A 25,889-nucleotide genomic window follows, 5' to 3' on the forward strand; every position below is an offset into this window, starting at 1 on the left:
CCCGGAACTCTGCCCCGGAACTCTGCGGCGTTGTGCGATGCGAAATGCCGTGAGGCATCACGCATTTGGGTTCGATCTCGCACGCAAATCCCTGTATCGTCACGCTTGATCACTGGTGGGGGCCGGTGATCGGGGTGACGAGATTCTGGCGTCGAGTGGTGTGAGGCGAAAGATGCGCGCGATGGTTCTTCACGCGAGCCGGACGGCCCTGGTCTGCGGCCTGCTCGCCGCCTCCGCCTGGGGCGCCCTTGCCCAGAGCTTCCAGTCGGCGGCGCCGCACGCGATCCTCATCGATGCCGATTCCGGCTCGGTGCTGTTCGAGAAGGGGGCCGACGAGCCCTTCTCCCCGGCCAGCATGGCCAAGCTGATGACCACCGAGATCGTCTTCAACGAGATCCGGCAGGGCCGGCTCACCATGGAGTCCGAATTCCAGATCACCGAGGACGCGTGGCGCCGGGGCGGGGCCGGCGGCGGCGGCTCCTCGATGTTCGCCCAGCTCAACAGCCGCATCAAGCTGTCGGACCTCCTGCGCGGGCTCATCGTCCAGTCGGGCAACGACGCCGCCATCGCGATCAGTGAGGGCATCGCCGGCTCGGAAGAGAATTTCGGGCGGATGATGACCAACCGGGCCCGCGAGATCGGCTTGTCGCGCTCGACCTTCCGCAACGCCACCGGCTACGCGGCGCCCGACCAGAAGGTGACCGCGCGGGACCTCGCCAAGCTCGCCCTGCACCTCATCGAGACCTACCCCGACCTCTACAAGATGTTCGCCGAACGCGAGTTCACCTGGAACAAGATCAAGCAGCAGAACCGCAACCCGCTGCTGGCGCTGGACATCGGCGCCGACGGGCTCAAGACCGGCTACCTCGAGGAATCCGGCTACGGCCTGACCGGCTCGGCGGTGCAGAACGGCCAGCGCCTGATCATGGTGGTGAGCGGCCTCAAGACCGCGCGCGACCGGGCCGCCGAATCCCGCAAGCTGGTGGAGTGGGGCTTTCGCGCCTTCGAGCCGCGTCAGGTCTTCGCCGCCGGCGAGACCGTGGCGGAGGCCTCCGTCTACGGCGGCGCGCAGGGAAGCGTGCCGCTGGTGGCGAAGAAACCCGTGCGGGTGCTGCTGCCGCGCGGCACCGGCGACAAGATCACCGCCAAGGCGGTCTATGACGGGCCTCTCGTCGCCCCCGTACAGGAGGGCAAGGCCGTGGGCCGCCTGCGGATCATGCGCGGCGACATCCAGGCCCTCGACCAGCCGCTCTATGCCGGCGCCGACGTCCCGGCCGGCACGATCCCGCAGCGGGCCCTCGACGCGGCCCTGGAGGTCGGCACCGGCCTGTTCCGCCGCGCCTTCGAGAAGGCCGGCGCCAAATCGTGACGGACAGCGAGTCGTGACGGAAGACAGGTCTTGACGGAAGGCGCGACAGGGATCGGCGCGACGGGGGCGTTCATCACCTTCGAGGGCGGGGAGGGGGCGGGGAAATCCACCCAGGTCCGGCGCCTCGCCGAGCACCTGCGCGCCCGCACCGGCCGCCCCGTGGTGGTGACGCGCGAGCCCGGCGGCTCGCCCAAGGCCGAGGCGATCCGCGCCGCCCTGCTCGCCGGCATCGCCAAGCCGCACGGCCCATTCGCCGAGGCCCTGCTGTTCTCCGCCGCCCGCATCGACCACCTCGACACCCTGATCCGCCCGGCCCTGGCCCGGGGCGAGACCGTGCTGTGCGACCGGTTCGCGGATTCGACCCGGGCCTACCAGGGCGCCGCCGGCGGCCTCGATCCCGCCCTCGTCCTCGGCCTGGAGCGCGTCGTCGTCGGTCCGACGCGGCCCGACCTCACCCTGATCCTCGACCTCGACCCGGCGCTCGGCCTCGCCCGCGCCGCCAAGCGCTCGGACGCGGCACCCGACCGGTTCGAGGCCGAGGCCCTCGAGTTCCACGCCCGCCTGCGCGCCGCGTTCCGCGCCATCGCCGAAGCCGAGCCGGAGCGCTGCGCCATCGTCGACGCCGGTACCGCCCCCGAGGCGGTGGAGGCGGCGATCCGGGCGGCCGTGGCGGCGCGGCTGCCCGCCCTTCTCGGCGATGCGCCTATCGGTGAGGGACATACCAGGGAGGGACATGGCGATGCGGCCTGAACGCCCGCCCGAGGATGTCGAGCCGGGCGACCTGCCCTACATCCCCCGCCCCCGCGAGCAGGCGGGCCTCGTCGGCCACACCGAGGCCGAGGCCGCCCTCGTCGCCGGGATCGCGTCCGGGCGCCTGCACCACGCCTGGCTCATCGGCGGCCCCCGCGGCATCGGCAAGGCGACGCTGGCCTACCGCATGGCGCGCTGGCTCATCGCCAATCCGGGCCTCGACGCGATCCCCGAAACCCTCCACGTCGATCCGGGCCACCCGGCGGCCCGCCAGGTCGCGGCCCTGTCCCACCCCAACCTCGTCGCCCTGCGCCGGACACGGCCGCCCACGGCGAAGACCCTGGCGACGAAGATCTCCGTCGATGCCGCGCGGGGCGCCCTGGAGCTCTTCGGCTCCACCGGGGGGGCGGCCGGCTACCGCATCTGCATCGTCGACAGCGCCGAGGACCTCAACGCCAACAGCGCCAACGCCCTCCTGAAGATGGTCGAGGAGCCGCCGCCCCGCTCCCTGTTCCTCATCGTCAGCCACGCGCCGGGCCGGCTTCTGCCGACCATCCGCTCGCGCTGCCGGGCCCTGACCCTGCGGCCGCTGCCCGAGGCCGAGGTCGCCCGGGTTGTGGCGGGCTTTCCCCCGCCCTTCGTCCAGCCCGAAGCCGAGGCGCTGGCCCGGGCCGCCGCCCTGTCGGAGGGCTCGGTGGCGCAGGCGATGGCGATGCTCGATCCCGCCACCGCCAACCTCATCGCGGAAGTCGAGACCCTGCTCGCCCGCCTCGACCACCCGGACTGGCGCCGCATCCTGGCGCTCGCGGAGAAGCTCTCGGGCCGCGACTCCGACGACCTGTTCGCCGCGAGCCTCGACACGGTGTTCCGCTTCGTCTCGGCCGAACTCGACCGGCGCGCCCACGTGGGGCCGGCCCGCCTTGCGGCCCTGGTCGAGGTGTGTGACAAGATCGCCCGCGCCGCGCGGGAGGCCGCGACCTACAATCTCGACCGCCGGCCGCTGGTCCTGTCCCTGTTCGGAGACCTCGCCGGCGCCCTGCGCGCGGCGGCCTGAACCGGACGGACGTCCTGCGAGTCTTCGTCCTGTGATCCCATGAACCCAGCCTCCGGGGATACTTCGACGTGACCGACCCGGCCTCCGAAAAAACCTTCGGCCTCACCACCGCGATCTCCTACCCCAACGGCGCCCCGCATATCGGCCACGCCTACGAGGCGATCGCCACGGACGCCATCGCGCGCTTCAAGCGCCTCGACGGCTACGAGGTGCTGTTCTCCACGGGCACCGACGAGCACGGCCTCAAGATCCAGCAGGCCGCCGCCAAGGCCGGGCTGTCGCCGCGGGCCCTCGCCGACAGCATGGCCGGCCTGTTCGAGACCATGGTCAAGGCCCTCAACTGCTCGCACGACCGCTTCATCCGCACCACCGAGCCCGTGCACTACGCCGCCGCGCAGGAGCTCTGGCGCCGGATGGAGGCCAACGGCGATATCTACCTGTCGAAGTATTCCGGCTGGTACTCCGTGCGCGACGAGGCCTACTACGCCGAGGACGAGACCGAGATCGGCCCCGACGGGGAGCGCCGGTCGCGCGAGACCGGCACGCCCGTGACCTGGATGGAGGAGGAGAACTTCCTGTTCCGCCTCTCGGCCTATGGGGACCGGCTGCTGGCCCTCTACGAATCCCAGCCCGATTTCATCGGCCCGGAGACCCGGCGCAACGAGGTGGCGAGCTTCGTACGCTCCGGCCTCAAGGACTTCTCCGTGAGCCGCACGAACTTCGACTGGGGCGTGCCGGTGCCGGGGCATCCCGACCACGTCATGTACGTCTGGGTCGACGCACTCACGAACTACCTCACCGTCACGGGCTTCCCGGACGAGGCGGACGCGCGCAAGAAGTTCTGGCCCATGGACCTGCACGTCATCGGCAAGGACATCGTCCGCTTCCACGCGGTGTACTGGCCGGCCTTCCTGATGTCGGCCGGACTGCCGCTGCCCAAGCGCGTCTTCGGTCACGGCTTCCTGCTCTCCAAGGGCGAGAAGATGTCGAAGTCGCTGGGCAACGTCGTCGACCCCATGGACCTCATCGCCACCTACGGCGTCGACCCCGTGCGCCACTTCGTCCTGCGGGAGGTACCCTTCGGCGGCGACGGCAACTACTCCCACGAGGCCATCGTCATCCGCACAACGGCGGACCTGTCCAACGGGCTCGGCAACCTCGCCCAGCGTTCGCTCTCGATGATCGCCAAGAACGTTTCGGGATTGGTCCCGGAGCACGGCGACCTCACCGAGGACGACCGGGCGCTCCTGGCCCTGGCCGACGCCCTGCCGGGCGCCGTGCGCGATGCCATGGACCGGCTCGCGCTCCACACGGCGCTCACCGAGATCTGGGCCGTGGTGACGGCCTCGGACCGCTATTTCGACGCCCAGAAGCCCTGGGTCCTGCGCAAGACCGACCCGGCCCGCATGGCCGCCTCCCTCTACGTGGTGGCCGAGACCCTGCGGGCCATCGCCATCCTGGTGCAGCCGTTCATGCCGGATTCGGCGGGGAAGCTCCTCGACCTGCTGGCCGTGCCGGGCGACCAACGCCAGCTCGCCCATGTGGGGGAGGGCGGTCGCCTCGTGCCCGGCACGCCGCTCCCCGCCCCCGTCGGGCTGTTCCCGCGCTTCGTCGAGCCGGCGGCCAGTGTGGGGTGATGCGGGGGTCGAGGCCGCCGTTCCAGGATGAGGTTTCGCGCGTGCCCCCTCCCTTGGAAGGAGAGGGAGCCTGCCGCGACCGCTTTATCCGAAGCGATCAAACAGCTTCGGCATCACGTGTCCATCCAGGCTCGAGATCGTGAGGTTCGATAGCCTCGATGCGATGTTGCCTGTCGAGCCCCTCAGCTCGGCCTACAACGCGCTGAGCGACGAGGAAGCCGCCAGCCGCGCCGCGGCCGATCCGGACGCTGGTGTGATTCCCGTAGGCTTCTGGGAAACAGTTGCGCCCGTCGCATTTCCGTCCGCAAAGAAACCCTGAGCAACAATGCTGGTCGACAGTCACTGCCACCTCGATTTCCCCAACTTCGCCGAGGACCTGCCGGGCGTCATCGCCCGCGCGCGCGCAGCGGGGGTGACCCGCATGGTCACCATCTCGACCAGGGTCGCGAAGGCGGAGACCTACGCGGCGATCTCCGAGGCCCATCCCGAGATCTGGCACACCATCGGCACCCACCCGGACGGGGCCGGGGACGAGCCCGATGTGGCGACGGAAACCATCGTGGCCCTGAGCCGGCATCCGCGCTGTGTGGGCATCGGCGAATCCGGCCTCGACTTCCACTACGACAACGCCGCCCCGGAGGCCGTGCAGGAGCAGGTGTTCCGCCGCCACATCGCGGCGGCGCGCGAGACCGGCCTGCCCCTGGTGATCCATTCCCGCGACGCCGATGCCGAGATGGAGGCGATCCTCGTCGACGAGATGGGGCAGGGGGCCTTCAAGGCGGTGCTGCACTGCTTCTCGTCGGGCGCCCGCCTCGCCGAGGTCGGGGTCGATCTCGGCCTCTCCGTGTCGTTCTCCGGCATCGTCACCTTCCGGCGCTCGCACGAACTGCGCGCCATCGCCCTCAAGGTGCCGCGCGACCGCCTGCTGGTGGAGACCGACGCGCCGTTCCTGGCGCCCGAGCCGCACCGGGGCCGCACCAACGAGCCGGCCTACACCGCCGACACGGCGCGGGCCCTGGCCAAGACCCTGGAGATGGAGTTCGACGCCTTCGCGGCGCTCACCACCGCGAACTTCCACCGCCTGTTCCACAAGGCCGCCGCCTGAGCGGGCAGGGGACAGGCGAGGGGGGCGTGACATGCCCCTCCCCCCTCCGATACCAACGGCAGCGGAGGTGGCGATGGGTTCCTTGACGGTGACGATCCTCGGCTGCGGCTCGTCCGGCGGCGTGCCCCGGGTCGCCTATGGCTGGGGCGCCTGCGATCCGGCCGAGCCGAAGAACCGGCGGCGGCGCTGCTCGCTCCTCGTCGAGCGCGGCCCGGAGACCGGCCGCACCAGCGTCCTCGTCGACACTGCGCCGGACCTGCGCGAGCAGCTCATCGGCGCGGGGGTGACGCATCTCGACGCGGTGCTGTTCACCCACGCACATGCCGACCACACCCACGGCATCGACGACGTCCGGCCCCTCGTGCTCCACATGCGCCGGCGCATTCCGGTCTATGCCGACGCCCTCACCCGGGCGCTCCTGGAGCGACGTTTCGGCTATTGCTTCGAGACCCCGCCGGGCAGCGAGTATCCGCCGATCCTCGACATGAACGATCTCGTCCCGGGCGAGACGGTGGAGGTCGGCGGGGCGGGCGGCGCGGTGACGGCCCTGCCCTTCGCCATGGAGCACGGCAACGAGGCGGCGCTCGGATTCCGGTTCGGCCCGGCGGCCTACGCGCCCGATGTCAGCCTGATGCCGGCGGGGTCCCAGGCGCACCTGCACGGCCTCGACCTGCTGATCATCGACGCCCTGCGGGAGACGCCGCACCCGACGCACTACTCGGTCTCGGACGCCCTCGCCCTCATCGAGACGGTGCGGCCCCGCCGCGCCATCCTCACCAACCTCCACACCGACCTCGACTACGCCACCCTGGCGCGCAAGCTCCCGCCGCACGTGGTGCCGGCGTATGACGGCTTGCGGGTGACCGTGGACGTGTGAGCGGCGGCGGAGGAGGGTGGTCCCGGGATCAGTTGCGGGCCGAAGTCTCGTCCGGCAGGCCGGCACTCACCAGGATCTGCGTCATCGCCGCCTTGGCGAGGTGGTTGTAGCCCGCATCGGTCATGTGGAGGCCGTCGGGGCCGATCATCTGGGTGGGCGTGAGCAGGCCCTTGGCCACCCAGGCGCGCATCATGGCGTTGCGCCGGATCACCGGAACGTCGAGTTCGCTGGCGACGGCGTGCAGGGCGGTGCCGTAGAGCTCGGATCCGGCGGTGCCGGACAGGCGCTTGCACCATTGCTGGTCCATGAGGATCACGTCCGCCCCCGTGGCGCGGATCGCCAGGATGCCGGCCCGGGTCAGTTCGGCGAAGCGCTCCACGCTGACGCCGGTCATCGGGTCGTTGCTGCCCGTCTGCCAGATCACGAGATCGGGCTTGTCGGCCAGCACGTCGCGTTCCAGGCGCCGGGCCATGGCCTCGGCATCGTCGCCGCCCTTGCCCCGGTTGAGCACGGTGACGAACTGGTGGTCCGAGGCGGCCTTGTCGAGCCGCGACTCGAGATCCTCCTGCAGCTGCGCCGGATAGGTCGCGGCCGGGGAGGTGGCGCCGATGCCCTCCGTCGAGGACGAGCCGAACGCCACGATGCGGATATCCGCCCCCTTGGCCACGAGGCCGGCGAGGCGCGGCAGACGCGCCAGGGTGCGGGCGTGAAGCGCGGGACGCACCGTCTTGGGCTGCGGGATCGCGGTCTCCGCGTCCAGTCCGGCATGGACCGCATGCACGGGAACGGGCTCGGACCGGGCCGGCGCACAGAGCGCCACCAGGGCGAGGCCGAGCATCGGGATGACGGGAAGGCGTGCGGGGATCGGCATCACATTCGCTTCGGTAACGGTCTGCGCCCGGGGCGGTGCAGCCGTGTAGCACCCCTTGTGAGCCGGGATTATGACGAAGGCGAGGGCGTTTAGCGCCTGCTGTGCCACAACCGGACAGGATTGTTCGGGTTATGCGCCGAAGTCGGCGGACAGAATGAATTCAACGTTCACGGGTCGAGGAGCCCGCCGATCGGGTCGGGACGCCCTGGGGTACGAAGGCCCCCTGCCCCTGATTCCCTAGCTCTAGGTTCCATAATATATCTTATGCGAACGGCGTTCGGGAGGTGGGAAAGCGCCTTGGGGCGACTTCGGGTAGTGTCGGCGCGGTTTCGAGGGCCAAGTTTCGAGGTCCGCCCCGCCGTGCCGTCCGTCGCCCTGCCCTACACCCCGCCCTACGACTGGCCGGCGATCCGCGACTACCTCGCCGCCCGTGCCATCCCGGGCGTGGAGGCGGTCACGCCGGAGGCTTATCGCCGGACCATCGACCTGTACGGACGGCACGGCGACGTCACCGTCGGCCCGGGCGAGGGCGACGTCCTGGTGGCGCGGATTCGGCATCCCGACCCCGGTGCCGTGCCGGCGGTCATGGCCCGCCTTCGGCCGATGTTCGACTGCGATGCCGATCCGGCGGCGATCCGCATGGGCCTCGCGGAAGATCCCCGTCTGGCGCGTCTCGTCGCGGCCCGGCCGGGCCTGCGCGTGCCCGGCGCGTGGGACGGGTTCGAACTGGCCGCGCGCGCCATCCTCGGCCAGCAGGTCTCCGTGGCGGCGGCGACCCGCCTCGCCGGCCGGCTGGTGGCCGCCTTCGGCGCGCCGCTCACGGACCCCACCGACCCGCCGGGCCCGAGCCACGTCCTTCCCTCGAGCCACGTCCTTCCCTCGAGTCACGTCTTCCCAACGCCGGAGCGGCTGGCGGCGGTCGTGGCGGAGGCGCCCGGCCTGCTGGCGCCGGGCCAGCCGCCCGAGGCGGTCGTCGCCGCCCTCAGGCGCCTTCGCGGCATCGGCGACTGGACGGCGCAGTACATCGCGCTCCGGGCCCTGCGCGCGCCCGACGCCCTGCCGGCGGGCGACCTCGCCCTCCTGCGCGCCCTCGACGACGGGGGCGGGCGGCCGAGCCCCGCCGGTCTGCTGGCCCGATCGCAGGCGTGGCGGCCGTGGCGGTCCTACGCCGTGCTCCACCTCTGGGCGAGCGAGGGCGACCGGAACGGAATTCGGCAGCAAGAACCGGGATGCGCCCCCGGCCCGAAGGCGCCAGGGTAGGGGCATGACCGGTCCCGTTCCCAGCCGCTCCCTCCCCGCTCCCCCGGACGATGCCCCGGCCGCCATCGACGACGCGTGCTGGGCCGCCGTCGCCGCCCGCGATCCGGCGGCCGAGGGGCGCTTCGTCTACGCCGTGCATACCACCGGGGTGTATTGCCGGCCGGGCTGCGGTGCCCGCACCCCGCGCCGGGACAACGTGAGCGTCCACGCCACCCCGGCGGCGGCCCGCGCGGCGGGGTTCCGCCCCTGCCTGCGCTGCCGCCCGGACGATCCGCCCCGGGCGGAGCGTCACGCCGAGGCCGTGGCCCGCGCCTGTCGCCGCATCGGTGAGGCGGTGGAGCCCCCTGCCCTCGCGGCGCTCGCCCGGGCGGCGGGCTTGAGCCCGTTCCACTTCCACCGCGTCTTCAAGGCCATCACCGGCGTGACCCCGAAGGCCTATGCCGGGGCCGTGCGGGCCGAGCGCCTCGCCGCTGCCCTGCCCGCGGCCGGCACCGTGACCGAGGCGGCCTATGCGGCGGGCTACGGCACGGCGGGCCGATTCTATGCCGCCGCCGGCCAGCACCTCGGCATGACGCCCGGCGTCTTTCGGAAAGGCGGGGCCGGGGTCGCGATCCGCTTCGCCGTGGCGGCCTGCGCCCTGGGTTTCGTCCTGGCGGCGGCCACCGAGCGGGGCCTCTGCGCCATTCTCCTCGGCGACGATCCCGAGACCCTGGCGCAGGATCTGCGGGTGCGCTTCCCCCGCGCCGACATCACCGGGGCGGATGCGGACTTCGCCGCGTGGCTCGCCGCGATCGTGGCTTTCGTGGCGGCCCCGCAGGGCGGCCTCCCCCTGCCGCTGGACATCGGCGGCACGGCTTTCCAGCAGCGGGTGTGGGCGGCCCTGCGCGCGATCCCGCCGGGGCGCACGGCGACCTACGCGGACATCGCCCGAGCCATCGGCCGGCCCGCCGCCGTGCGGGCCGTGGCGCTGGCCTGCGCCGCCAACGCCCACGCCGTGGCGATCCCCTGCCATCGGGTTTTGCGCACCGACGGCGCGCTCTCCGGCTACCGCTGGGGCGTGGCGCGCAAGGCCGCGCTTCTGGCTCGAGAGAGTGCGGGATCGGACCCGCCGGGATCGGACCCGCCGGGATCGGACCCGCCGGGATTGGACCCGGAGTGACCGGCCCCGCCATGCGTGCGCCACCCTTGTCCGCGCGGCCGGAGCGGGGGAAGAGGGGGCCGGCCAATGGAGACACCCCCGGTTTCGTGAGCGTGACACCCCCCGCCTCCCCTGCCCCGCACCGTCCGGCGCCCCTTTCCGCCTACCCGCTCCTCGTCGGCACCATGCTGCTGTGGGGCGGCAACGTGGTGGCGGGCAAATGGGCCGTGGGCGAGGTCTCGCCGCAGGTGCTCACCTGCCTGCGCTGGGCCATCGTCTGCGTCGTCCTGGCCCTGCCGGCCCGGCCCGGGCTCGTCGCCGAATGGGGGCGGCTCAAGCCCCACTGGGCCTACGTGCTGCTCATGGGGGCGTGCGGCTACACCCTCTACGCGAGCCTGTTCTACGCCGCCGGCGGGTTCACCACGGGGATCAACATCGCCCTGTTCCAGGGGGCGATCCCCGTGCTCGTCATCCTCATCAACTACGCCGTCCACCGGGTGGCCGTGACCGGGGCGCAGGCGCTCGGCGTCGCCGTGACCCTCGCCGGGGCGATGGTGGCCGCCACCCACGGCGACTGGCGCGTCCTCACCCATTTCGGGTTCAACCGCGGCGACGTGCTCATGCTCGGCGCCTGCCTGTTCTATGCCGGCTACACCGTCGCGCTCTCCGCGCGCCCGAAGGTCTCGGGCCTGACCTTCTTCACCGCCATGGCGCTCGCCGCCTTCCTCACCGCCCTGCCTCCGCTCGCCGCCGAATGGGCGCTCGGCCACACGGTCTGGCCGACGCCGACGGGCTGGCTCATCGTCGCGTTCGTGGCGCTCGGCCCGAGCCTCGTCGCCCAGCTCGCCTTCATGCGGGGGGTCGAGCTCATCGGCCCGAACCGGGCCGGCCTGTTCGTCAACCTCGTGCCGATCTTCGGCGCGGGCCTCGCCATCCTCCTCGTCGACGAGCCCTTCCGCTGGAACGACGCCCTGGCGCTGGCCCTCGTCATCGGCGGCATCGCCATCGCCGAGCGCCTCGGCCGGCGGCGCTGAGGGCGCAGGACCGTCAGCGGGCCGCCACCGCCTTGCGCAGGGCGGCGAGAAGCTCGCCCTCGAAGGCCAGGGCCGAGCCGTAGTGGAACTCGATGTCGAACGGCTTGCGGGCGTTCATGGACAGGGAGGCGCTCTGCATGGCCACGAGGCGCCCGGCCTCGTCGAACAGGCCCGAGCCCGAGCCGCCGAAGCCGTCGTTGCAATCGTGGCGCAGGCGCCGGATGCCGCCTTCGCTCGGCGGATCGACCTGCCGGACGGCGCAGGCTTCGAGGCTCGCCGGCCCGCGGTAATTCTCGTGTCCGCCGGGCGAGACCATGACGATGGGCAGCCGCATCGGCCCCTCCCCCAAGTCCGGCGCCGCCGGCATCGGCTGGGGCCGCACGCCCTCGGCGGGCCGGACCAGGCGCAGGATCGCCCAGTCGTCGGTGATGTGGAGCGCCTGCGAGGCCGGCACCGCCCCGAGCTGGATGCTGCCCGGCACGAAATCGTAGTTGCGGCCGCCGATCTGGAAGAAGCAATCGGCCACCTCCCGCGTGGTCTCGAGGCGGCGGTTGCGGAAGTTGTGGGCGTTGAGCACCACCACGGAGGGGTCTCCGATGAGCCAGGCGGCGGCGGCCTTGCGGGGAATGCCGTCCGGCCCGTGGCAGAACAGCACGCCCGCCCCGGGATAGCGGTCGATGTCCGCGCCCGTGAGGTCCCGGCGCCCGTCCCGGGGATAGAGGGCGGCGAGGTCCTGGGCCTCCACCCGCAAGACACCAGGCAAGACACCAGGCAAGACACCGAGCAGCAGCACCGCCCAGGGCATCAGCGCGGCGATGCGGCGGGCCGCCCCGACCGGAGCACCCGCGATCCCGCGTCTCCGTGCAGCCCGGATGCGCCACGTCCGGATGCGCCACGTCCAGGTCCGCCACGTCCAGGTCCGCCAAGCCCTCGGCGCCATCGGCCCTCGCCCCCCTGATCGGCCCGTTCGCCCGGGCCGTTGCGACAGTCGTGCGATGCGCCAGGGGGACGGTCAAGCGTCGGGACGCCGCTGCGCGATCCTCATGCTGAACTTGCCGAAGTTGCCCGGCTAGAAATGTCGGATCGTCTAGAGACTTTGCTGCATGAAGATGGCTAGAAATAAGGGCTGAAGGAACAGTAATAAGCTTCTTATAAGACTTAGATAGTCTGATAAAAGCTTAAGAGGGCAGCGGTTCTTCTAAGAGCGGCGGCGCCAATGTTCCGAAACGGCGGGAGAAACAGCCACGCGCGACCGCAGGGTCGATAGACGGGGCGGCAGCTGAGGAGACGCACGATGATGAGGTACTTGAGTTCCGTGTCGGTGCTGGCCGTGATGGCCCTGGCGCCCATCGGGATGGCCACCAGCGCGGCCGCCAACGACAAGCTCGTCGAGATGTCGAAGAGCGACGAAAACTGGATCATGCCGGGCAAGAACTACGACTCGGACAACTACAGCAAGCTCAAGCAGATCAACCGCGACAACGTCAAGCAGTTGAAGCCGGCGTGGACGTTCTCCACCGGCCTGCTCAACGGTCACGAGGGCGCGCCCCTGGTCGTCGACGGCAAGATGTACATCCACACGTCTTTCCCGAACAACACCTTCGCCCTCGGCCTCGACGATCCGGGCCTGATCCTCTGGCAGGACAAGCCGAAGCAGAACCCGGCCGCCCGTGCGGTCGCGTGCTGCGATCTCGTGAACCGCGGCCTCGCCTACTGGCCGGGTGACGGCAAGGTGCCGTCCCTCATCCTGAAGACGCAGCTCGACGGCAACGTCGCCGCCTTGAACGCCGAGACCGGCGAGACGGTGTGGAAGGTCGAGAACTCCGACATCAAGATGGGCTCGACCCTGACCATCGCCCCCTACGTGGTGAAGGACAAGGTGATCATCGGGTCGTCCGGCGCCGAGCTCGGCGTGCGCGGCTACCTCACCGCCTACGACGTGAAGACCGGTGCCCAGGTGTGGCGCGCCTACGCCACGGGTCCCGACAAGGACCTGCTGCTTGGGCCCGACTTCAACGTGAAGAACGCCCATTACGGCCAGAAGGGTCTGGGCACCTCCACCTGGGAGGGCGATGCCTGGAAGATCGGCGGCGGCACCAACTGGGGCTGGTACGCCTACGATCCCGGCACCAACCTGATCTACTTCGGCACCGGCAACCCGGCGCCGTGGAACGAGACCATGCGTCCCGGCGACAACAAGTGGACGATGACCATCTTCGGCCGCGACGCCGATACGGGTGAAGCCAAGTTCGGCTACCAGAAGACCCCGCACGACGAGTGGGATTACGCCGGCGTCAACGTGATGATGCTGTCGAACCAGAAGGACAAGGACGGCAAGGATCGCAAGCTCCTCACCCATCCGGACCGCAACGGCATCGTCTATACCCTCGACCGGACCGACGGTTCGCTCGTCTCGGCCAACAAGATCGACGACACCGTCAACGTCTTCAAGTCCGTCGACCTGAAGACCGGCCAGCCGGTGCGCGATCCCGAGTACGGCACCCGGATGGACCACCTCGCCAAGGACGTCTGCCCCTCGGCGATGGGCTATCACAACCAGGGCCACGATTCCTATGATCCGGAGCGCAAGCTCTTCTACATGGGCATCAACCACATCTGCATGGACTGGGAGCCCTTCATGCTTCCGTACCGCGCAGGTCAGTTCTTCGTCGGTGCGACGCTGAACATGTACCCCGGCCCGAAGGGTGACCGTCAGAACTACGAGGGTCTCGGCCAGATCAAGGCCTACAACGCCATCACGGGCGAGTATAAGTGGGACAAGATGGAGCGTTTCGCCGTGTGGGGCGGAACGATGGCCACCGCCGGCGACCTCGTGTTCTACGGAACCCTGGACGGCTACATCAAGGCGCGCAACGCCGACAACGGCGACCTTCTGTGGAAGTTCAAGCTGCCGTCGGGCGCCATCGGTTACCCGATGACCTACAGCCACAAGGGCGATCAGTTCGTCGCCATCTACTACGGCGTCGGCGGATGGCCGGGCGTCGGCCTGGTGTTCGACCTGCAGGATCCGACCGCCGGCCTCGGCGCGGTGGGCGCCTTCAAGAAGCTCGCCAACTACACCCAGATGGGTGGCGGCGTGATGGTGTTCTCCCTGAACGGCAAGGGTCCGTACGACGATCCGAACGTCGGCGAGTACCAGACCGCCGCCAAGAAGTAAGTCTCTAGACCAACAGAGGACTCCGCCGGCCTCAAGGCCGGCGGGGTTCGCCCCGCCCTGAGATTTCGCGCGCGAAGGCCAACGGGAGGACACGCCATGTCCTGACCCGAGATATGCCGCCGTCGCGCAGCCCAGAAAACAACCGAACAACGGATGTCCCCCATGTCGCTCGTCACCGGACGTCGCCGCGCGGCGCTGGCCGCCTCGCTCTCGGCCGGCGCGCTCCTGGCGCTGGGTTTCGTGTCCTCCGTTCATGCGGCCGAGGACGTGAAAGCCTCGGCCCCCGCCGACGACAAGACCCTGCGCGTCTGCGCGGCGGTGCAGCCGCCCCTCTCCATGAAGGACGGATCGGGCCTCGAGAACCGGATCGCGAGCGCCGTGGCCGAAGCCATGGACCGCAAGGTCCAGTTCGTCTGGTCCGAGAAGCCGGCGATCTACCTCGTCCGCGACGGGCTCGACAAGAAGCTCTGCGACGTGGTGGTCGGCCTCGACAGCGACGACCCGCGCGTCCTCGTCTCCAAGCCGTACTACCGCAGCGGCTACGTCTTCATCACCCGCGCCGACCGGGACCTCGACATCAAGTCCTGGGCCGACCCGCGCCTGAAGAGCGTCGACCACATGGTGGTCGGCTTCGGCACCCCCGGCGAGGCGATGCTGAAGGATATCGGCCGCTACGAGGAGGACATGGCCTACCTCTACTCGCTGGTGAATTTTCGCGCCCCGCGCAACCAGTATACGCAGATCGACCCGGCCCGGATGATCAGCGAAGTCGCCGGCGGCAAGGCCGACGTCGCCGTGGCCTTCGGGCCCGATGTGGCCCGCTACGTCAAGGATTCGAGCACGCCGCTCCGGGTGACGCCGGTGCCCGACGACACCGTGCGCAGCGACGGCCAGAAGATGCCCCAGAGCTTCGACCAGTCCATGGGCGTGCGCCGGGACGACACCGCCCTGAAAGCCGCCCTCGATGCCGGGATCGCGAAGGCGAAGCCCCAGATCGATGCGATCCTGAAGCAGGAAGGGGTGCCCCTCTCCGTCGCCTCGAACTGATCCGCGCCAGCCCCGGGCCGCTCGCAGGGGCGGCCCGCCCAGAACCCGACCGGTCGGTCGGAGAACCCCATCAGAGCGATTTCATGCGTCATATCAAAGGCCTTCTGGCCGGATTCGTCGGCCTTGGCTTCGCGGCCGCCGGGCTGTCCGCCCTCGCGCAGCCGGCCTCCGGCCCGCAGAGCGGGTTCGTGTTCCGCAACACCGTGACGGGCGAGCAGCTCGACGTTTCCCAGGGCAAGGAGGGCGGCCGCGACACGCCGGCCGTGAAGGAGTTCTTCCAGACCGGCAAGAACCTCTACATCGACGACAAGTCCTGCCTGCGCAACGGCGAGTCCCTGTTCGCCACCTCGTGCTCGGGCTGTCACGGGCATCTGGCCGAAGGCAAGCTCGGGCCCGGCCTCAACGACAATTACTGGACCTACCCGTCCAACACCGAGGATACCGGCCTGTTCGCCACCATCTTCGGCGGCGCCAACGGCATGATGGGTCCGCACAACGAGAACCTCACCCCCGACGAGATGCTGCAGACCATCGCCTGGATCCGCCATCTCTATACCGGCCCGGTGAAGGATGCGGTCTGGCTCAGTGCGGACCAGAAGAAGAATTACACCCCCTACAAGCAGGGTGAGACCTTCCCCACGGACGTGAAGGGCCAGTGCAAGCCGCTGGAGAACTAGCGTCCCTGGGAAGCCACGCCGCGCCTCGACCGCGCGGTGAACGATGAGCGGCCCACGCGCCGCGCCAACCATAAACGGAGGAGACGAACATGCGGACGTTCATTTTTGCGGTGGCGCTGGGTACTGGCGCGGTGCTCGCTGCCCCGGCGATGGCCTACGACGGCACCAAGTGCAAGGCCGCCGGCAATTGCTGGGAGCCCAAGCCCGGCTTCCCCGAGAAGATCGCCGGCTCGAAGTACGATCCCAAGCACGACCCGAAGGAACTCAACAAGCAGTCCGAGTCGATCAAGGGCATGGAAGAGCGCAACGCCCGTCGCATCGAGGCCGCGAAGAAGTCCGGCAAGTTCGAGTACGACGTCACCAAGCTGTCGGCGAACTGAAGCCACGACGCGCCCTTGCCTATCCGCGACTGGCGCGCCGACCCCTCTCCCCGCTTGCGGGGAGAGGACCGCAGACACCCTGTCGTGTCTGCGGTGAGCGAGAGGCGAAGCCGAAGCGAGGGTGAGGGGGCGAATCCAGAGGAGTCTCCTCCGGATTCGCCCCCCTACCCTCGGCTGCCGCCTCGCCGCGCCGACGACGGGGTCGTCGCGGCCCTCTCCCCGCGAGCGGGGCGAGGGGACGCGCGTAGACCCGGTCGAGGTTCCGCCCCGGGGATGCCGTGCACCCGCTTCTCATAAAGTAAACCAAGGCCCCCGCGTGATGAACGAGACCCGCTCCGGCGACGCGATGCTCACCGATTGGCGCGAGGCCGCCGGCCGGTTCGAGCGGGCCGTGGGCGGCGCCGTGGTCGGCCAGGCGCGGGCGATCCGCCTCCTCACCATCGCGATCTTCGCCCGCGGCCACGTCCTGCTGGAGGGCGATGTCGGCGTCGGCAAGACCACCCTGCTGCGGGCCGTCGCCCGGGCGCTGGGCGGCGCCTACGAGCGCGTCGAGGGCACCGTCGACATGATGCCCACCGACCTGATCTACCACACCTACCTCGCCGAGGACGGGCGCCCCCGCGTCGAGCCCGGGCCGGTGCTGCGCCGGGCCGAGGACCTGTCGATCTTCTTCTTCAACGAGATCAACCGCGCCCGGCCCCAGGTGCATGCCCTGCTCCTGCGCCTCATGGCCGAGCGCAGCCTGACCGCGTTCAACCGCGAGTACCATTTCCCCAACCTGCAGGTCTTCGCCGACCGCAACCGCGTCGAGCGCGAGGAGACCTTCGAGCTGCCGGCCGCCGCCCGCGACCGCTTTCTCATGGAGATCGGGATGGAGGCCCCGCGCGACGCCGAGAGCCGCCGCGCCCTGGTGTTCGATCCGCGCTTCCACGACACCGACACCCTCATCGCGGGCATCGACGCCGAGGTCCTCGATCACGCGGCGATCCCCGGCATCGCCCGCGCGATCCAGCACGGCATCCAGGCGAGCCCCGCCATCGAGACCTACGTCGTCGGCCTGTGGGAGGCCCTGGTGCGGCCGGGCTCCGCCGGCATCCGGCTCCCCGGCATCGACATGGAGGCCCTGGTGCAGGGCGGGGCCTCGCCGCGCGGCGTCGCCTTCCTCGTGCGCGCCGCCAAGGTCCGCGCCTGGCTGGAGGGCCGGGAATGGCTGGTGCCCGAGGACATCCGCGCCGTGTTCCCCGAGGTGATGGCCCACCGCGTCTTCCTCGAACCGGTCTACGAGATGCGCCGCGCCACCCTCGTGCCCGAGCTCTGCCGCGCCGTGTTCGACACGGTGCCGGCCCCATGACGGTGCTGGATGCGGCGCCGGCCGATGCCGCGCCGGCTGATGCCGGCCCGGAGGCCGACATCGTCTACCGGCCGCGCGGGCGGGTGCCCGGGACGGCGGTGGGTGCCCATCGCGGCCGCGACGCCGGGGGGCTCGGCACCTTCCGCGATCAGGTGCCGTTCCTGCGCATGCCGGATGCCCGCCGCATCGATGTGCGCGCCACCCTGCGGGATCCGTTCGAGGGCACCCATGTGCGCCGCTTCGAGAGCCGCACGGCCATCGAGGTCTGGGCCCTCGTCGATCTCTCCGCCTCCATGCGCTACCGCGGCGCGGCCGACCGGATGGCGCTCGCCGCCGCCCTGTGCGGGGGGCTCGCGGCGTCGGCCACCCGCATCGGCGACGGCTTCGGCCTCATGGGCTGCGACGGCACCCTGCGGGAGGACGTGTCGATGCCCGCCACCCGCCGGCGCGGGATCGGGGCGTCCGTCCGGGCCCGCCTGCTCGCGGCGCGCTGCACCGGCGCGCGGGCCGACAGCATGCGCGAAGCCGCCCGCCGCCTCGTCGGACGCCCCAAGATCGTGTTCGTGGTCTCGGATTTCCGCTGGCCCGAAGCGCTGGTCGCCGAGGTCTTCGCGGCCCTTGCCCGGCACGACATCGTGCCCGTGGTGCTGGCCGACGCCTCCGAGGACGAAGACCTGCCCGCCTGGGGCCTGATGGAGCTCGACGACCTCGAGGGCGCCGGGCGCCGCACGGTGTTCATGCGCCCGGCGCTCCGCCGGCGCTGGCTCGCCCACGAGCGGGCCCGCGCCGACACCCTGCGCCGCATCGCCATGACCTACGGCCGCCCGCCGTTCCGCCTCGAAGGGCGCTTCGAGGCCGACGCCCTCACCCGCCACCTCATCGGGACGTGATGCGCGGTCTTATCCCTGTTCTGGTAGTCTTCCTCGCCGTGTCGGGCGCGGCCGAGGCCCAGGTGCGCACCGTCGAGGTTCGCGCGCCGCGCGCCTTCGGCTACGTCCTCGGCGACCTCGTGCGGGCGCAGGCCGACATCGTCGTGGATGCGGGCTTCACCCTCCAGAGGGCGTCCCTGCCGCAAGCCGGCCCCCTGGCCTACTGGCTCGACCTGCGCGACCTGCGCGTCGAGGAATCCGTCGCTGGCGATGCCCGGCGGGTGCGGATCTTCCTGACCTACCAGAACTTCTATGCCGCCCTCGACGCCCGCGCCCTGGAGATTCCGGGCTTTGCCGTGACCTTCGAGAGCGCCAGTGCGCATGGCGCCACCACCACGACGGCGCAGGTGCCGGCCTGGCAGTTCACCATCTCACCCCTGCGGGAGGTGGTGCCGCCCGCCCGCGAGAACCCGGCCGACTACATGCGGCCGGACGGGCGCGTCGCCGCCGTCGATGTACAGCCCCTGTGGTGGCGGGCTGGGGGCTGTGCCGCCCTCGCCCTCCTGGCCTTCGGGGCGCTCGCCCGCGACCGGGCCTGGGGGCCGTTCCGGGCCCGGCGCGGGCGCCCGTTCGGCGCCGCCCTGGCCAGCCTGCGCCGCCTCGCGCGCAGCCCCGACGCGGACGCCGCCTACGGGGACGCCCTGCGCGCCCTCCATCGCGGCCTCGATGCCACCGACGGCCGCCGGGTGCTGGCCGACGACCTGCCGGGCTTCCTCGCCCGCCACCCCGCCTACCGCCCGGACGCGGCGGGTTTGCGCGACCTGCTCGCCGCCTCGCGCCTCGCCTTCTTCGGTCCCGGCCCCGCCGCCGCCCGCGCCGCCCTGCCCTGGCCCCAGCTCGAAGCCCTGGCCCGGCGCCTCGCCGCCGCCGAGCGGGCGGCGTGATGGGCGGCGCCACCCCGATGGAAGCCCTGTCCCGGTTCGCCGTCGACACCCCCCTGGTCCTGTGGCTGCTGCCGCTGGCCCTGTTGCCGTTCCGGGCGTCGGCCCAGCGCGTGGTGCCGGTGGCGGCCCTCGACGCCGGCCCGGCCGACCCGCTCTCGCGCGCCATCGGCTGGGCCCTGCGGATCGCCGGGAGCCTTGCGTTGGCGGGCCTGATCGTCGGCATCGCCGGCCCGTATCGCCGGGGCGAGACGGTGACCCGCACCGGGATCGGTGCCCAGGTGTCGATCCTGGTCGACCGCTCGGGCAGCATGAACGAGACCTTCGCGGGGCGTCAGCCGTCCGGCGCCGAGGAATCGAAGGCCGCCGCCTCCCGCCGGCTGCTCGGCGACTTCGTCGGCAGCCGCGCCCACGACCAGTTCGCCGTGACCGCCTTCTCCACCGCCCCCATGCTGGTGGTGCCGATGACCGACCGGCACGAGGCCGTGCGCGCCGCCATCCGGGCCATCGACCGGCCGGGCCTCGACTACACCAACGTGGCCCGCGGCCTCGCCATGAGCCTGTCCCAGTTCGGGGCCCAGGGCGGGACCGTCTCGCGGGCGCTGCTCATCGTCTCCGACGGCGCGGCGGTGATCGATCCGCGCGTCCAGGGCACCCTGCGGGCCGAGTTCGCGAAGATCCGGCCCAACCTCTACTGGCTGTTCCTGCGCACCAAGGGCTCGCCCTCCATCGCCGACAAGCCCGCCGGGGAGGACACGCCCCAGGCGGCGCCCGAGCGCCACCTCGACCTGTTCTTCAAGAGCCTCGGCACGCCCTACCGCGCCTTCGAGGCGGAGGGCCCCGAGGCGGTGGCCGCCGCCATCCGACAGATCGAGGCCCTGGAGCGCGACCCGATTCCCTACACCGAGCAGCGCCCGCGCCGCGACCTGTCGTGGGTGGCCTTCGGGGTGGCGCTGCTCGGACTCCTCGTCCTCGTGGCGGGCAAGCTCGCGGAGGCGGATGTGCGGCGGGGGCGCAGGGGCATTCCGCAGGCGGCCGAAGCTCCATCCGAAAGGATCGCCGCATGAACCCGGCTCCGCATCGTTTCACGACGCTCGTGAGCATCCCCCTCGCCCCGCTTGCGCGGAGAGGGTTTCGGACCCCTTGCCGGGGCCGAAACGAGGCGGCAGCCGAAGGTGAGGAGGCCGCTCCGCCCGAGGCTCGTCCGGCGAGCCCCCCTCACCGTCGCTTCGGCTTCGCCTTCGCTCACCGCAGGCACGACGGGGTGCCTGCGGTCCTCTCCCCGCCTGGCGGGGAGAGGGGGACGCGCCCTATCGCCTTGGAGGCCACCCGATGACGGCGCTCGCCTTCCCCACCGAACGCGCCGGCCCCCTCCTCCGCGCCCGCATCGTCAACACCCTCCGGCGTGCCCGGCCGCGCCTGCTCCTCGCCCTGCCGGTGCTGCTCGGCCTCGCGGCCCTCGGGTTCGGCGTCGCGGCGTGGCGGGTGGCGCGCGACAACGCCGCGATCGGTGCCCTGCAGGCCGGGCGCGACGTGCCCGTGGGGACGGACGCCTCCGCCCCCCTGCTGCTCGCCCGGGTCCAGCACCTCGCCCGGCGCGGCCTGCCCGAGGGGATCGAGCCCCTCGTCGAGGCGCTCGCGCGGGCCGGCGACACCGACCGGGTGGCGCGCGCCCGCTACGCGCTGGCCAACACCCGCCTGCGGCAGGCCTTCTCCCATCTGGAGCGCGGCGACCTCGACCCGGCCGGGCCCCTCATCACCCTGGCGCGCCAGGATTACCGGCGCGCCCTGCAGAACGCGCCCGACCTCTGGGACGCCAAGTTCAACCTCGACGTCGCCTCGCGCCTCCTGCGCGACTTTCCCGAATTCGACCGCAAGACCGGCGACGAGCTGAAGGCCGAGCCCAAGCAGATCTGGACCGAGGTCCCGGGCCTCCCCAGGGGGGCGCCATGAGGGAGCATCTCGCCCGCAACCTGCGCGACGGCCGGTTCCAGGCCCTGGCCGGGGCGGCTTTCCTCGTCGTCCTCGCCCTCGTGCTGCCGGCCGTGCCGCTGACCCGGACCGGGGTCTCGGTGCTGGCCGTGGTCGACATCACCGGCAGCATGAACGTGCGCGACTACGCGAGCGCCGACGGCAAGCCGGCGAGCCGCCTCGACACGGCGCGGGGGGCCCTGCGCGACCTCGTCACCGCCCTGCCCTGCGGCTCGCAGGTGGCGCTGGGCCTGTTCACCGAGCGCCGGCCGTTCCTCCTGTTCACGCCCATCGAGGTCTGCGCCGATTTCGCGCCGCTGGACGGAGCCCTGGCGGCCCTCGACTGGCGCATGGCCTGGGAGGGCGACAGCCGCATCTCCGCCGGCCTGTTCCGCGCCGCGGAGATGGCGGCCAGCCTCGATACCGACCTCCTCTTCGTCACGGACGGGCAGGAGGCGCCGCCCCTGCCCAGCACGGGCGGGCCGCGCTTCGAGGGCAAGCCCGGCGCCGTGCGCGGGCTCATCGTGGGGGCCGGCGCCTACGCCCTGTCGCCGATCCCGCGCTACAACGACCGCGGCCGCGAGATCGGCTTCTACGGGTCGGGCGACGTCCAGCAGGAGAACCGCTTCGGCCCGCCCCCGGCCGATGCCGAGAGCCGCGAGGGTTACAACCCGCGCAACGCCCCCTTCGGCGGCGTCGCCGCCACGGGCAACGAGCACCTCTCCTCCGTGCGCGAGCCCTACCTGAAGACCCTCGCGGGCGAGACCGGCCTCGCCTACGTCCATCTCGAAGGGCCCGGCGGCCTAGCGGCTCCGCTCCGTGCCGCCGCGACCCCGCGCCCCTTGCCCGGCCGCCTCGACCTGCGCCCCGTCCTCGGCGGGGCCGCCCTGGCGCTGGCCCTCGCCGCCTTCCTGTTTCCCATGGTGCGCGCCCTCCCCTCGGGTCGCGCACGCGCCCTCACCCTGAAAAAGGCCTGATCCGTATGCGCCTCGTCGCCCCGACCGTGTTCCTCGCCCTGTTCGCCCTCGCCACCCCGGTCACCCCCGTTTTGGCCCACGGCCCGACGCCGCAGAAGGTCGACCAGTCCGTCACCATCGCGGCCAAGCCCGAGGCGGTGTGGAAGGTGGTCGGCACCTTCGCGGCCATCGACACCTGGCACCCCGACGTCGCCAGGAGCGAGGCCGTCGACGGCAACGCCGCCGGGGGACGGCGCAAGGTCACCCTCAAGAACGGCGGCACCCTCGACGAGGGCCTCGACGAGATGAACGACAAGACCTTCACCTACTCGTACCGCCTGTCGGATGCCGACCTGAAGGCCCTGCCGGTCTCGTCCTACTCGGCCACCCTGACGGTGACGCCCGACGGCGACGGCTCCAAGGTCGAGTGGCTCGGCCGGTTCTACCGGGGCGACACCGGCAACGAGCCGCCCGAGGAGCTGAGCGACGCCGCAGGCAAGACGGCGATGAACGCCTATTTCGGCAATGGTCTGAAGGGTTTGAAGGCCAAGGTCGAGGGTGGCAAGGCCAAGTGATCGGGCGGGTCGCCACGCTCGCCCTCGCGGCCCTCCTCGCCGGCGCGGTCTCCGGCCCGGCCTTGGCGGAGAAGGGCTCGGCTGAGAAGGGTTTGGCCCAAACCGTCTACGCGGTGAGCCAGGAGGGCGGCACCGTGACGCCGGTGGCGCCGTCGGGGGCGGCGATCCCCGTGGGCAAGGGGCCGGCGCAGGTGGCGGCGGGGCCGGACGGGCGGCTCTACCTCGCCCATTCGGACACCCATACGGTGTCGGTGGTCGACGGGCCGAGCGGCGCGGTGCTGGCCCGCCTGCCCTTCGCGGGCCAGCCCTTCGGCGTCGCCGTGGCCCCGGATGGCCGGAGCCTGTTCGTCGGCGACTGGTCGGGGGCCCGCGTGGTGCGACTCTCCACCGCCACGGGTGCGGTGGAGGGCAGCGTCGGCGTCGGGCGCGATCCGGCGGGTCTCGTCCTCGACACGCGCGGCCTCCTCTACGTCGCCGACCGCGAGAGCCGTCAGGTCAGCGTGGTCGACACCGCGACCATGACCCGGATCGCCACCGTGCCCGTCGGCGAGGGACCGTTCGCCCTGGCGTTGAACCCGGCGCAGGACCGGCTCTACGTCGCATGCGTGCGCAGCGGCGACCTCCACGCCATCGACACCGCCACCCTGACGATCGTCGGGCGCGCGGCCCTCGGCGGCATGCCGTACGGCGTCGCGGTGAGCGGCGACGGCGCGCGCATCCTGGTCACCAACCAGCAGGCCGGCACCCTCGTGGTCCTCGACGCCGCCCTGACGCCCGTCGCGACGATTCCCGTGGGCCGCTATCCCGAGGGCGTGGCGGTCTCGGGGGACAGGGCCTACGTGGCGAACTGGTTCTCGGATTCCGTCTCGGTGATCGACCTTCCCACCCTCACGGAGACGGCGCGGCTGCCCGTCGGCGAGGGACCGCGCGGCCTCGCCGTTCTGATGTCGAAGGAGATCCCATGACGGAGCGGCGGCGGCCTGCGCCCTTCCGGCGGCTCGCTCTTTGCCTCGTGCTCGGGCTTTCGGCCTGCGACAAGCCGGAGGAGCCCGCGGAGGCGTCGCGCGCGCCGGAGGAGCAGACGGTGGTGGCGACGAGATCGGATGCGGACATCCCGCCCTGGCTCTCGCCGACGGATGCCATGGAGCCGGCCCGCTGGCTCGCCAGCCGCGAACTCGGCCGCCCGGTGCCCGAGGTCGGATCAGGGGCCGATCACCTGCGCCACAGCCTCGCCCGCGCCAAGGACGCGTTCATCGAGGATCCCCGCATGGTGGCCAACCGCACGGTGCAGCTCGGGCAGATGCTGGCCGAGGCGGGCACGCCCGAGCCCTATGCCGACCTCCTCGACGGCCTGGAGGCCGTGGCGGCGGTGACCACGCGCAAGCAGCTCTACGGCGAGATGTGCCAGCAATACTACAACACCCGCCGGCAGGGCGCCGACCGGGCCACCGCCCTGGCCCGCCTCACGGAGCGCTACGCCGCGCAAGGAAGCGGGGACGACAGGGGGGGCGGGGATCACGACGGGAACGACAGATCAGGCCCGACCCCCGCTCCCGGGGCGGCGCGATGACGAGCGTCCTCATCGTGGACGACCATCCGGTGATCCTGCGGGGCTTCCGCCGCATCATGGAGGATGCCGGGGTCGAGACCGTCCACGAGGCCACCGACATCGTCGGCGGCTACCGTCTGTTCCACCGCCTGCGGCCCGGCATGGTGGTGGCCGACCTCACCTTCCGCACGGGGGCGCTGGCGGGCCTGTCGCTGATCCGCCAGATCCGCGCCCTGGAGCGCGACACCCGCATCCTCGCCTTCAGCATGCACGACGATCCCGTGATCGTGTCGCGTGCCCTGGAGAGCGGGGCCACGGGCTACGTGTTGAAGGACGTGCCGGCGGCGCAGTTCCACGCGGCGTTCGAGACCGTGCGGGCCGGGCGGAGCTACCTCGACCACGACCTCGCCACCCGCGTCGCGGTGCTGGGCCTCGCCGGGCAGCGGGCGCCGCTCGCCGACCTCACGGCCCGCGAACTCCAGATCCTGTCCCTGCTCGGCCGGGGCCAGTCCTACCAGACCATCGCGGACGGCCTCGCCGTGAGCTACCGCACGGTGATCGGCGCCTGCGCCAGCCTGCGGCACAAGCTCGGCGTGCGGACGCTCGCCGAACTCATCCACGTGGCCGTCTCGCAGGGCGAGGGCGGCCTGACGCGGTGAGGCGCCTCCTCTGACGGGGCCGAGTTACCGGCCCCCGCCGCCCGCCGGCCGCTCGAGGGAGAAGCGCGTCTCCGGCTCGGCGGTGAAGTAGTCGAAGGCGCCCGCGCGCAGGATCGGCCGCATCGCTCCGGTGTCGACGACGCCGTCCACGATGAAGGCGTCGTCGATGTAGATCGACACCACCTGCCCGATCACGAGGAAGTGGTTCGCGCCCCCGCCGCCGAGCGGCGTCAGCGGCACCGTCTGCACCCACTTGCACTCGATGGCGGCGGGCGATTCCCCCACCCGTGGCGGCCGCACATTTCGCGATGGGACTGGCGTGAGACCCGCGAAATCGAACTCGCTCTGCCCGCGCGGCAGCGGGGCCGAGGTGGCGTTCACTGCCTCCCGCAGGGCGTAGGTGGCGAAGTTGCACACGAACTCGCCGCCCTCCTCCGCGAAGGTCATGGCGTCCTTGCGGCCCGAGGACGAGAACATCACCATGTCGGGGCCCGAGGCCACGGCGTTGAAGTACGAATAGGGCGCCAGGTTCACTTCACCGGCCCGGTTCATCGCGCTGATCCAGCCGATGGGACGGGGCGCGACGAGGGCCTTCAGGGGATTGTGCGGCAGACCCTTGGTCTCGGAATCGTAATGCATGG

The 25,889-nt window shown here is 71.6% G+C and carries 27 protein-coding genes; 24 read left to right on the forward strand and 3 right to left on the reverse strand.

The window, feature by feature from the left end; all coding sequences use genetic code 11:
• Positions 1-181 precede the first annotated feature (181 nt).
• The 7 genes from ASF52_RS05445 to ASF52_RS05470 all read left to right on the forward strand — a co-directional run bounded on the left by ASF52_RS05445 (position 182) and on the right by ASF52_RS05470 (position 6,792).
• On the forward strand, positions 182-1,369 hold the full coding sequence (locus ASF52_RS05445; RefSeq protein WP_244472927.1) for a D-alanyl-D-alanine carboxypeptidase family protein: 1,188 nt from the start codon (positions 182-184) through the stop codon (positions 1,367-1,369).
• 30 nt (positions 1,370-1,399) lie between these two features.
• Positions 1,400-2,119, forward strand: coding sequence for a dTMP kinase (gene tmk / locus ASF52_RS05450; RefSeq protein ID WP_244473703.1), 720 nt, complete (start codon positions 1,400-1,402; stop codon positions 2,117-2,119).
• Positions 2,109-3,173, forward strand: a complete 1,065-nt coding sequence (locus tag ASF52_RS05455; protein ID WP_056169043.1) for a DNA polymerase III subunit delta' — start codon at positions 2,109-2,111, stop codon at positions 3,171-3,173. The genes tmk and ASF52_RS05455 overlap by 11 nt, the downstream gene beginning before the upstream one ends.
• Positions 3,174-3,241: 68 nt before the next feature.
• Entirely contained in the window at positions 3,242-4,810 is a 1,569-nt protein-coding gene (gene metG, locus ASF52_RS05460) for a methionine--tRNA ligase (RefSeq protein WP_056168903.1), read from the forward strand.
• A 139-nt stretch (positions 4,811-4,949) separates the two neighbouring features.
• A complete protein-coding gene (locus ASF52_RS22435) occupies positions 4,950-5,129 on the forward strand; it encodes a hypothetical protein (protein ID WP_156368879.1) in 180 nt (59 codons plus the stop codon).
• Positions 5,130-5,135: 6 nt separating this feature from the next.
• The gene (locus ASF52_RS05465; RefSeq protein WP_056168905.1) at positions 5,136-5,915 is read left to right on the forward strand and encodes a TatD family hydrolase; all 780 of its coding nucleotides are present in this window, start codon (positions 5,136-5,138) and stop codon (positions 5,913-5,915) included.
• Between the two features lie 73 nt (positions 5,916-5,988).
• Positions 5,989-6,792 carry an MBL fold metallo-hydrolase gene (locus tag ASF52_RS05470; RefSeq protein ID WP_056168908.1) on the forward strand — a complete coding sequence of 268 codons (804 nt, stop codon included), beginning with the start codon at positions 5,989-5,991 and terminating at the stop codon, positions 6,790-6,792.
• Between the two features lie 28 nt (positions 6,793-6,820).
• Here the strand turns inward: ASF52_RS05470 and ASF52_RS05475 are convergent, their stop codons facing one another.
• Positions 6,821-7,663 carry an SGNH/GDSL hydrolase family protein gene (locus tag ASF52_RS05475; RefSeq protein ID WP_244473704.1) on the reverse strand — a complete coding sequence of 281 codons (843 nt, stop codon included), beginning with the start codon at positions 7,661-7,663 and terminating at the stop codon, positions 6,821-6,823.
• Positions 7,664-8,023: 360 nt separating this feature from the next.
• Here ASF52_RS05475 and ASF52_RS05480 point away from each other — a divergent pair, with 360 nt between their 5' ends.
• From ASF52_RS05480 to ASF52_RS05490, 3 genes are all read left to right on the forward strand, one after another.
• Positions 8,024-8,923, forward strand: coding sequence for a DNA-3-methyladenine glycosylase family protein (locus ASF52_RS05480; RefSeq protein ID WP_244473705.1), 900 nt, complete (start codon positions 8,024-8,026; stop codon positions 8,921-8,923).
• A gap of 4 nt (positions 8,924-8,927) precedes the next feature.
• On the forward strand, positions 8,928-10,082 hold the full coding sequence (ada, locus tag ASF52_RS05485; RefSeq protein WP_056168911.1) for a bifunctional DNA-binding transcriptional regulator/O6-methylguanine-DNA methyltransferase Ada: 1,155 nt from the start codon (positions 8,928-8,930) through the stop codon (positions 10,080-10,082).
• 86 nt (positions 10,083-10,168) lie between these two features.
• Positions 10,169-11,095 (forward strand): DMT family transporter, encoded by a 927-nt coding sequence (locus ASF52_RS05490; RefSeq protein ID WP_244473706.1) that lies wholly within the window; start codon positions 10,169-10,171, stop codon positions 11,093-11,095.
• 13 nt (positions 11,096-11,108) lie between these two features.
• On the opposite strand, the gene ASF52_RS05495 is transcribed toward ASF52_RS05490, so the two are convergent.
• Positions 11,109-12,035: a trypsin-like peptidase domain-containing protein gene (locus ASF52_RS05495; RefSeq protein ID WP_244473707.1), complete on the reverse strand. Its 927-nt coding sequence runs from the start codon at positions 12,033-12,035 to the stop codon at positions 11,109-11,111.
• A 354-nt stretch (positions 12,036-12,389) separates the two neighbouring features.
• Between ASF52_RS05495 and ASF52_RS05500 the strand changes: the two genes are divergently transcribed.
• The 14 genes from ASF52_RS05500 to ASF52_RS05565 all read left to right on the forward strand — a co-directional run bounded on the left by ASF52_RS05500 (position 12,390) and on the right by ASF52_RS05565 (position 25,248).
• Positions 12,390-14,273: a methanol/ethanol family PQQ-dependent dehydrogenase gene (locus ASF52_RS05500; RefSeq protein ID WP_056168914.1), complete on the forward strand. Its 1,884-nt coding sequence runs from the start codon at positions 12,390-12,392 to the stop codon at positions 14,271-14,273.
• 162 nt (positions 14,274-14,435) lie between these two features.
• Positions 14,436-15,320, forward strand: coding sequence for a methanol oxidation system protein MoxJ (moxJ, locus tag ASF52_RS05505; RefSeq protein ID WP_056169055.1), 885 nt, complete (start codon positions 14,436-14,438; stop codon positions 15,318-15,320).
• Between the two features lie 83 nt (positions 15,321-15,403).
• Entirely contained in the window at positions 15,404-15,997 is a 594-nt protein-coding gene (gene moxG / locus ASF52_RS05510) for a cytochrome c(L), periplasmic (RefSeq protein WP_056168920.1), read from the forward strand.
• A gap of 89 nt (positions 15,998-16,086) precedes the next feature.
• A complete protein-coding gene (locus ASF52_RS05515; RefSeq protein WP_056168921.1) occupies positions 16,087-16,377 on the forward strand; it encodes a methanol dehydrogenase [cytochrome c] subunit in 291 nt (96 codons plus the stop codon).
• A gap of 319 nt (positions 16,378-16,696) precedes the next feature.
• The gene (locus ASF52_RS05520; protein WP_056168926.1) at positions 16,697-17,728 is read left to right on the forward strand and encodes an AAA family ATPase; all 1,032 of its coding nucleotides are present in this window, start codon (positions 16,697-16,699) and stop codon (positions 17,726-17,728) included.
• Complete coding sequence (locus ASF52_RS05525) at positions 17,725-18,618, forward strand: DUF58 domain-containing protein (RefSeq protein WP_056168929.1); 894 nt, start codon at positions 17,725-17,727, stop codon at positions 18,616-18,618. Before ASF52_RS05520 ends, ASF52_RS05525 begins: the two co-directional genes overlap by 4 nt.
• Positions 18,618-19,541 carry a hypothetical protein gene (locus tag ASF52_RS05530; protein ID WP_056168932.1) on the forward strand — a complete coding sequence of 308 codons (924 nt, stop codon included), beginning with the start codon at positions 18,618-18,620 and terminating at the stop codon, positions 19,539-19,541. Before ASF52_RS05525 ends, ASF52_RS05530 begins: the two co-directional genes overlap by 1 nt.
• Positions 19,541-20,605 (forward strand): vWA domain-containing protein, encoded by a 1,065-nt coding sequence (locus tag ASF52_RS05535; RefSeq protein ID WP_244473708.1) that lies wholly within the window; start codon positions 19,541-19,543, stop codon positions 20,603-20,605. Before ASF52_RS05530 ends, ASF52_RS05535 begins: the two co-directional genes overlap by 1 nt.
• Positions 20,606-20,870: 265 nt before the next feature.
• Complete coding sequence (locus tag ASF52_RS05540) at positions 20,871-21,491, forward strand: hypothetical protein (protein WP_056168934.1); 621 nt, start codon at positions 20,871-20,873, stop codon at positions 21,489-21,491.
• A complete protein-coding gene (locus ASF52_RS05545; RefSeq protein WP_056168939.1) occupies positions 21,488-22,486 on the forward strand; it encodes a VWA domain-containing protein in 999 nt (332 codons plus the stop codon). Before ASF52_RS05540 ends, ASF52_RS05545 begins: the two co-directional genes overlap by 4 nt.
• A 5-nt stretch (positions 22,487-22,491) precedes the next feature.
• On the forward strand, positions 22,492-23,040 hold the full coding sequence (locus tag ASF52_RS05550; protein ID WP_056168943.1) for an SRPBCC family protein: 549 nt from the start codon (positions 22,492-22,494) through the stop codon (positions 23,038-23,040).
• Entirely contained in the window at positions 23,040-24,005 is a 966-nt protein-coding gene (locus ASF52_RS05555) for a YncE family protein (protein ID WP_156629975.1), read from the forward strand. The genes ASF52_RS05550 and ASF52_RS05555 overlap by 1 nt, the downstream gene beginning before the upstream one ends.
• Positions 24,002-24,610 (forward strand): hypothetical protein, encoded by a 609-nt coding sequence (locus ASF52_RS05560; RefSeq protein WP_244473709.1) that lies wholly within the window; start codon positions 24,002-24,004, stop codon positions 24,608-24,610. Before ASF52_RS05555 ends, ASF52_RS05560 begins: the two co-directional genes overlap by 4 nt.
• Positions 24,607-25,248, forward strand: coding sequence for a response regulator (locus ASF52_RS05565; RefSeq protein WP_056168945.1), 642 nt, complete (start codon positions 24,607-24,609; stop codon positions 25,246-25,248). The genes ASF52_RS05560 and ASF52_RS05565 overlap by 4 nt, the downstream gene beginning before the upstream one ends.
• Positions 25,249-25,272: 24 nt before the next feature.
• On the opposite strand, the gene ASF52_RS05570 is transcribed toward ASF52_RS05565, so the two are convergent.
• Positions 25,273-25,887 carry a flavin reductase family protein gene (locus ASF52_RS05570; RefSeq protein WP_056168948.1) on the reverse strand — a complete coding sequence of 205 codons (615 nt, stop codon included), beginning with the start codon at positions 25,885-25,887 and terminating at the stop codon, positions 25,273-25,275.
• Positions 25,888-25,889 lie beyond the last annotated feature (2 nt).

The sequence above is a fragment of the Methylobacterium sp. Leaf112 genome (genome assembly GCF_001423295.1).
Lineage (GTDB): Bacteria > Pseudomonadota > Alphaproteobacteria > Rhizobiales > Beijerinckiaceae > Methylobacterium.

Bases quoted from the DNA above. Each gene is read 5' to 3' on its own strand.
- ASF52_RS05520 (WP_056168926.1), top strand. From the start codon at position 16,697: ATGAACGAGACCCGCTCCGGCGACGCGATGCTCACCGATTGGCGCGAG.
- ASF52_RS05525 (WP_056168929.1), top strand. From the start codon at position 17,725: ATGACGGTGCTGGATGCGGCGCCGGCCGATGCCGCGCCGGCTGATGCC.
- ASF52_RS05445 (WP_244472927.1), top strand. From the start codon at position 182: ATGGTTCTTCACGCGAGCCGGACGGCCCTGGTCTGCGGCCTGCTCGCC.
- ada (WP_056168911.1), top strand. From the start codon at position 8,928: ATGACCGGTCCCGTTCCCAGCCGCTCCCTCCCCGCTCCCCCGGACGAT.
- ASF52_RS05545 (WP_056168939.1), top strand. From the start codon at position 21,488: ATGAGGGAGCATCTCGCCCGCAACCTGCGCGACGGCCGGTTCCAGGCC.
- ASF52_RS05530 (WP_056168932.1), top strand. From the start codon at position 18,618: ATGCGCGGTCTTATCCCTGTTCTGGTAGTCTTCCTCGCCGTGTCGGGC.
- ASF52_RS05570 (WP_056168948.1), bottom strand. From the start codon at position 25,887: ATGCATTACGATTCCGAGACCAAGGGTCTGCCGCACAATCCCCTGAAG.
- ASF52_RS05465 (WP_056168905.1), top strand. From the start codon at position 5,136: ATGCTGGTCGACAGTCACTGCCACCTCGATTTCCCCAACTTCGCCGAG.
- ASF52_RS05535 (WP_244473708.1), top strand. From the start codon at position 19,541: ATGGGCGGCGCCACCCCGATGGAAGCCCTGTCCCGGTTCGCCGTCGAC.
- ASF52_RS05455 (WP_056169043.1), top strand. From the start codon at position 2,109: ATGCGGCCTGAACGCCCGCCCGAGGATGTCGAGCCGGGCGACCTGCCC.
- moxJ (WP_056169055.1), top strand. From the start codon at position 14,436: ATGTCGCTCGTCACCGGACGTCGCCGCGCGGCGCTGGCCGCCTCGCTC.
- ASF52_RS05470 (WP_056168908.1), top strand. From the start codon at position 5,989: ATGGGTTCCTTGACGGTGACGATCCTCGGCTGCGGCTCGTCCGGCGGC.
- ASF52_RS05515 (WP_056168921.1), top strand. From the start codon at position 16,087: ATGCGGACGTTCATTTTTGCGGTGGCGCTGGGTACTGGCGCGGTGCTC.
- ASF52_RS05495 (WP_244473707.1), bottom strand. From the start codon at position 12,035: ATGGCGCCGAGGGCTTGGCGGACCTGGACGTGGCGGACCTGGACGTGG.
- moxG (WP_056168920.1), top strand. From the start codon at position 15,404: ATGCGTCATATCAAAGGCCTTCTGGCCGGATTCGTCGGCCTTGGCTTC.
- ASF52_RS05475 (WP_244473704.1), bottom strand. From the start codon at position 7,663: ATGCCGATCCCCGCACGCCTTCCCGTCATCCCGATGCTCGGCCTCGCC.
- ASF52_RS05500 (WP_056168914.1), top strand. From the start codon at position 12,390: ATGATGAGGTACTTGAGTTCCGTGTCGGTGCTGGCCGTGATGGCCCTG.
- ASF52_RS05540 (WP_056168934.1), top strand. From the start codon at position 20,871: ATGACGGCGCTCGCCTTCCCCACCGAACGCGCCGGCCCCCTCCTCCGC.
- ASF52_RS05550 (WP_056168943.1), top strand. From the start codon at position 22,492: ATGCGCCTCGTCGCCCCGACCGTGTTCCTCGCCCTGTTCGCCCTCGCC.
- ASF52_RS05560 (WP_244473709.1), top strand. From the start codon at position 24,002: ATGACGGAGCGGCGGCGGCCTGCGCCCTTCCGGCGGCTCGCTCTTTGC.
- ASF52_RS05565 (WP_056168945.1), top strand. From the start codon at position 24,607: ATGACGAGCGTCCTCATCGTGGACGACCATCCGGTGATCCTGCGGGGC.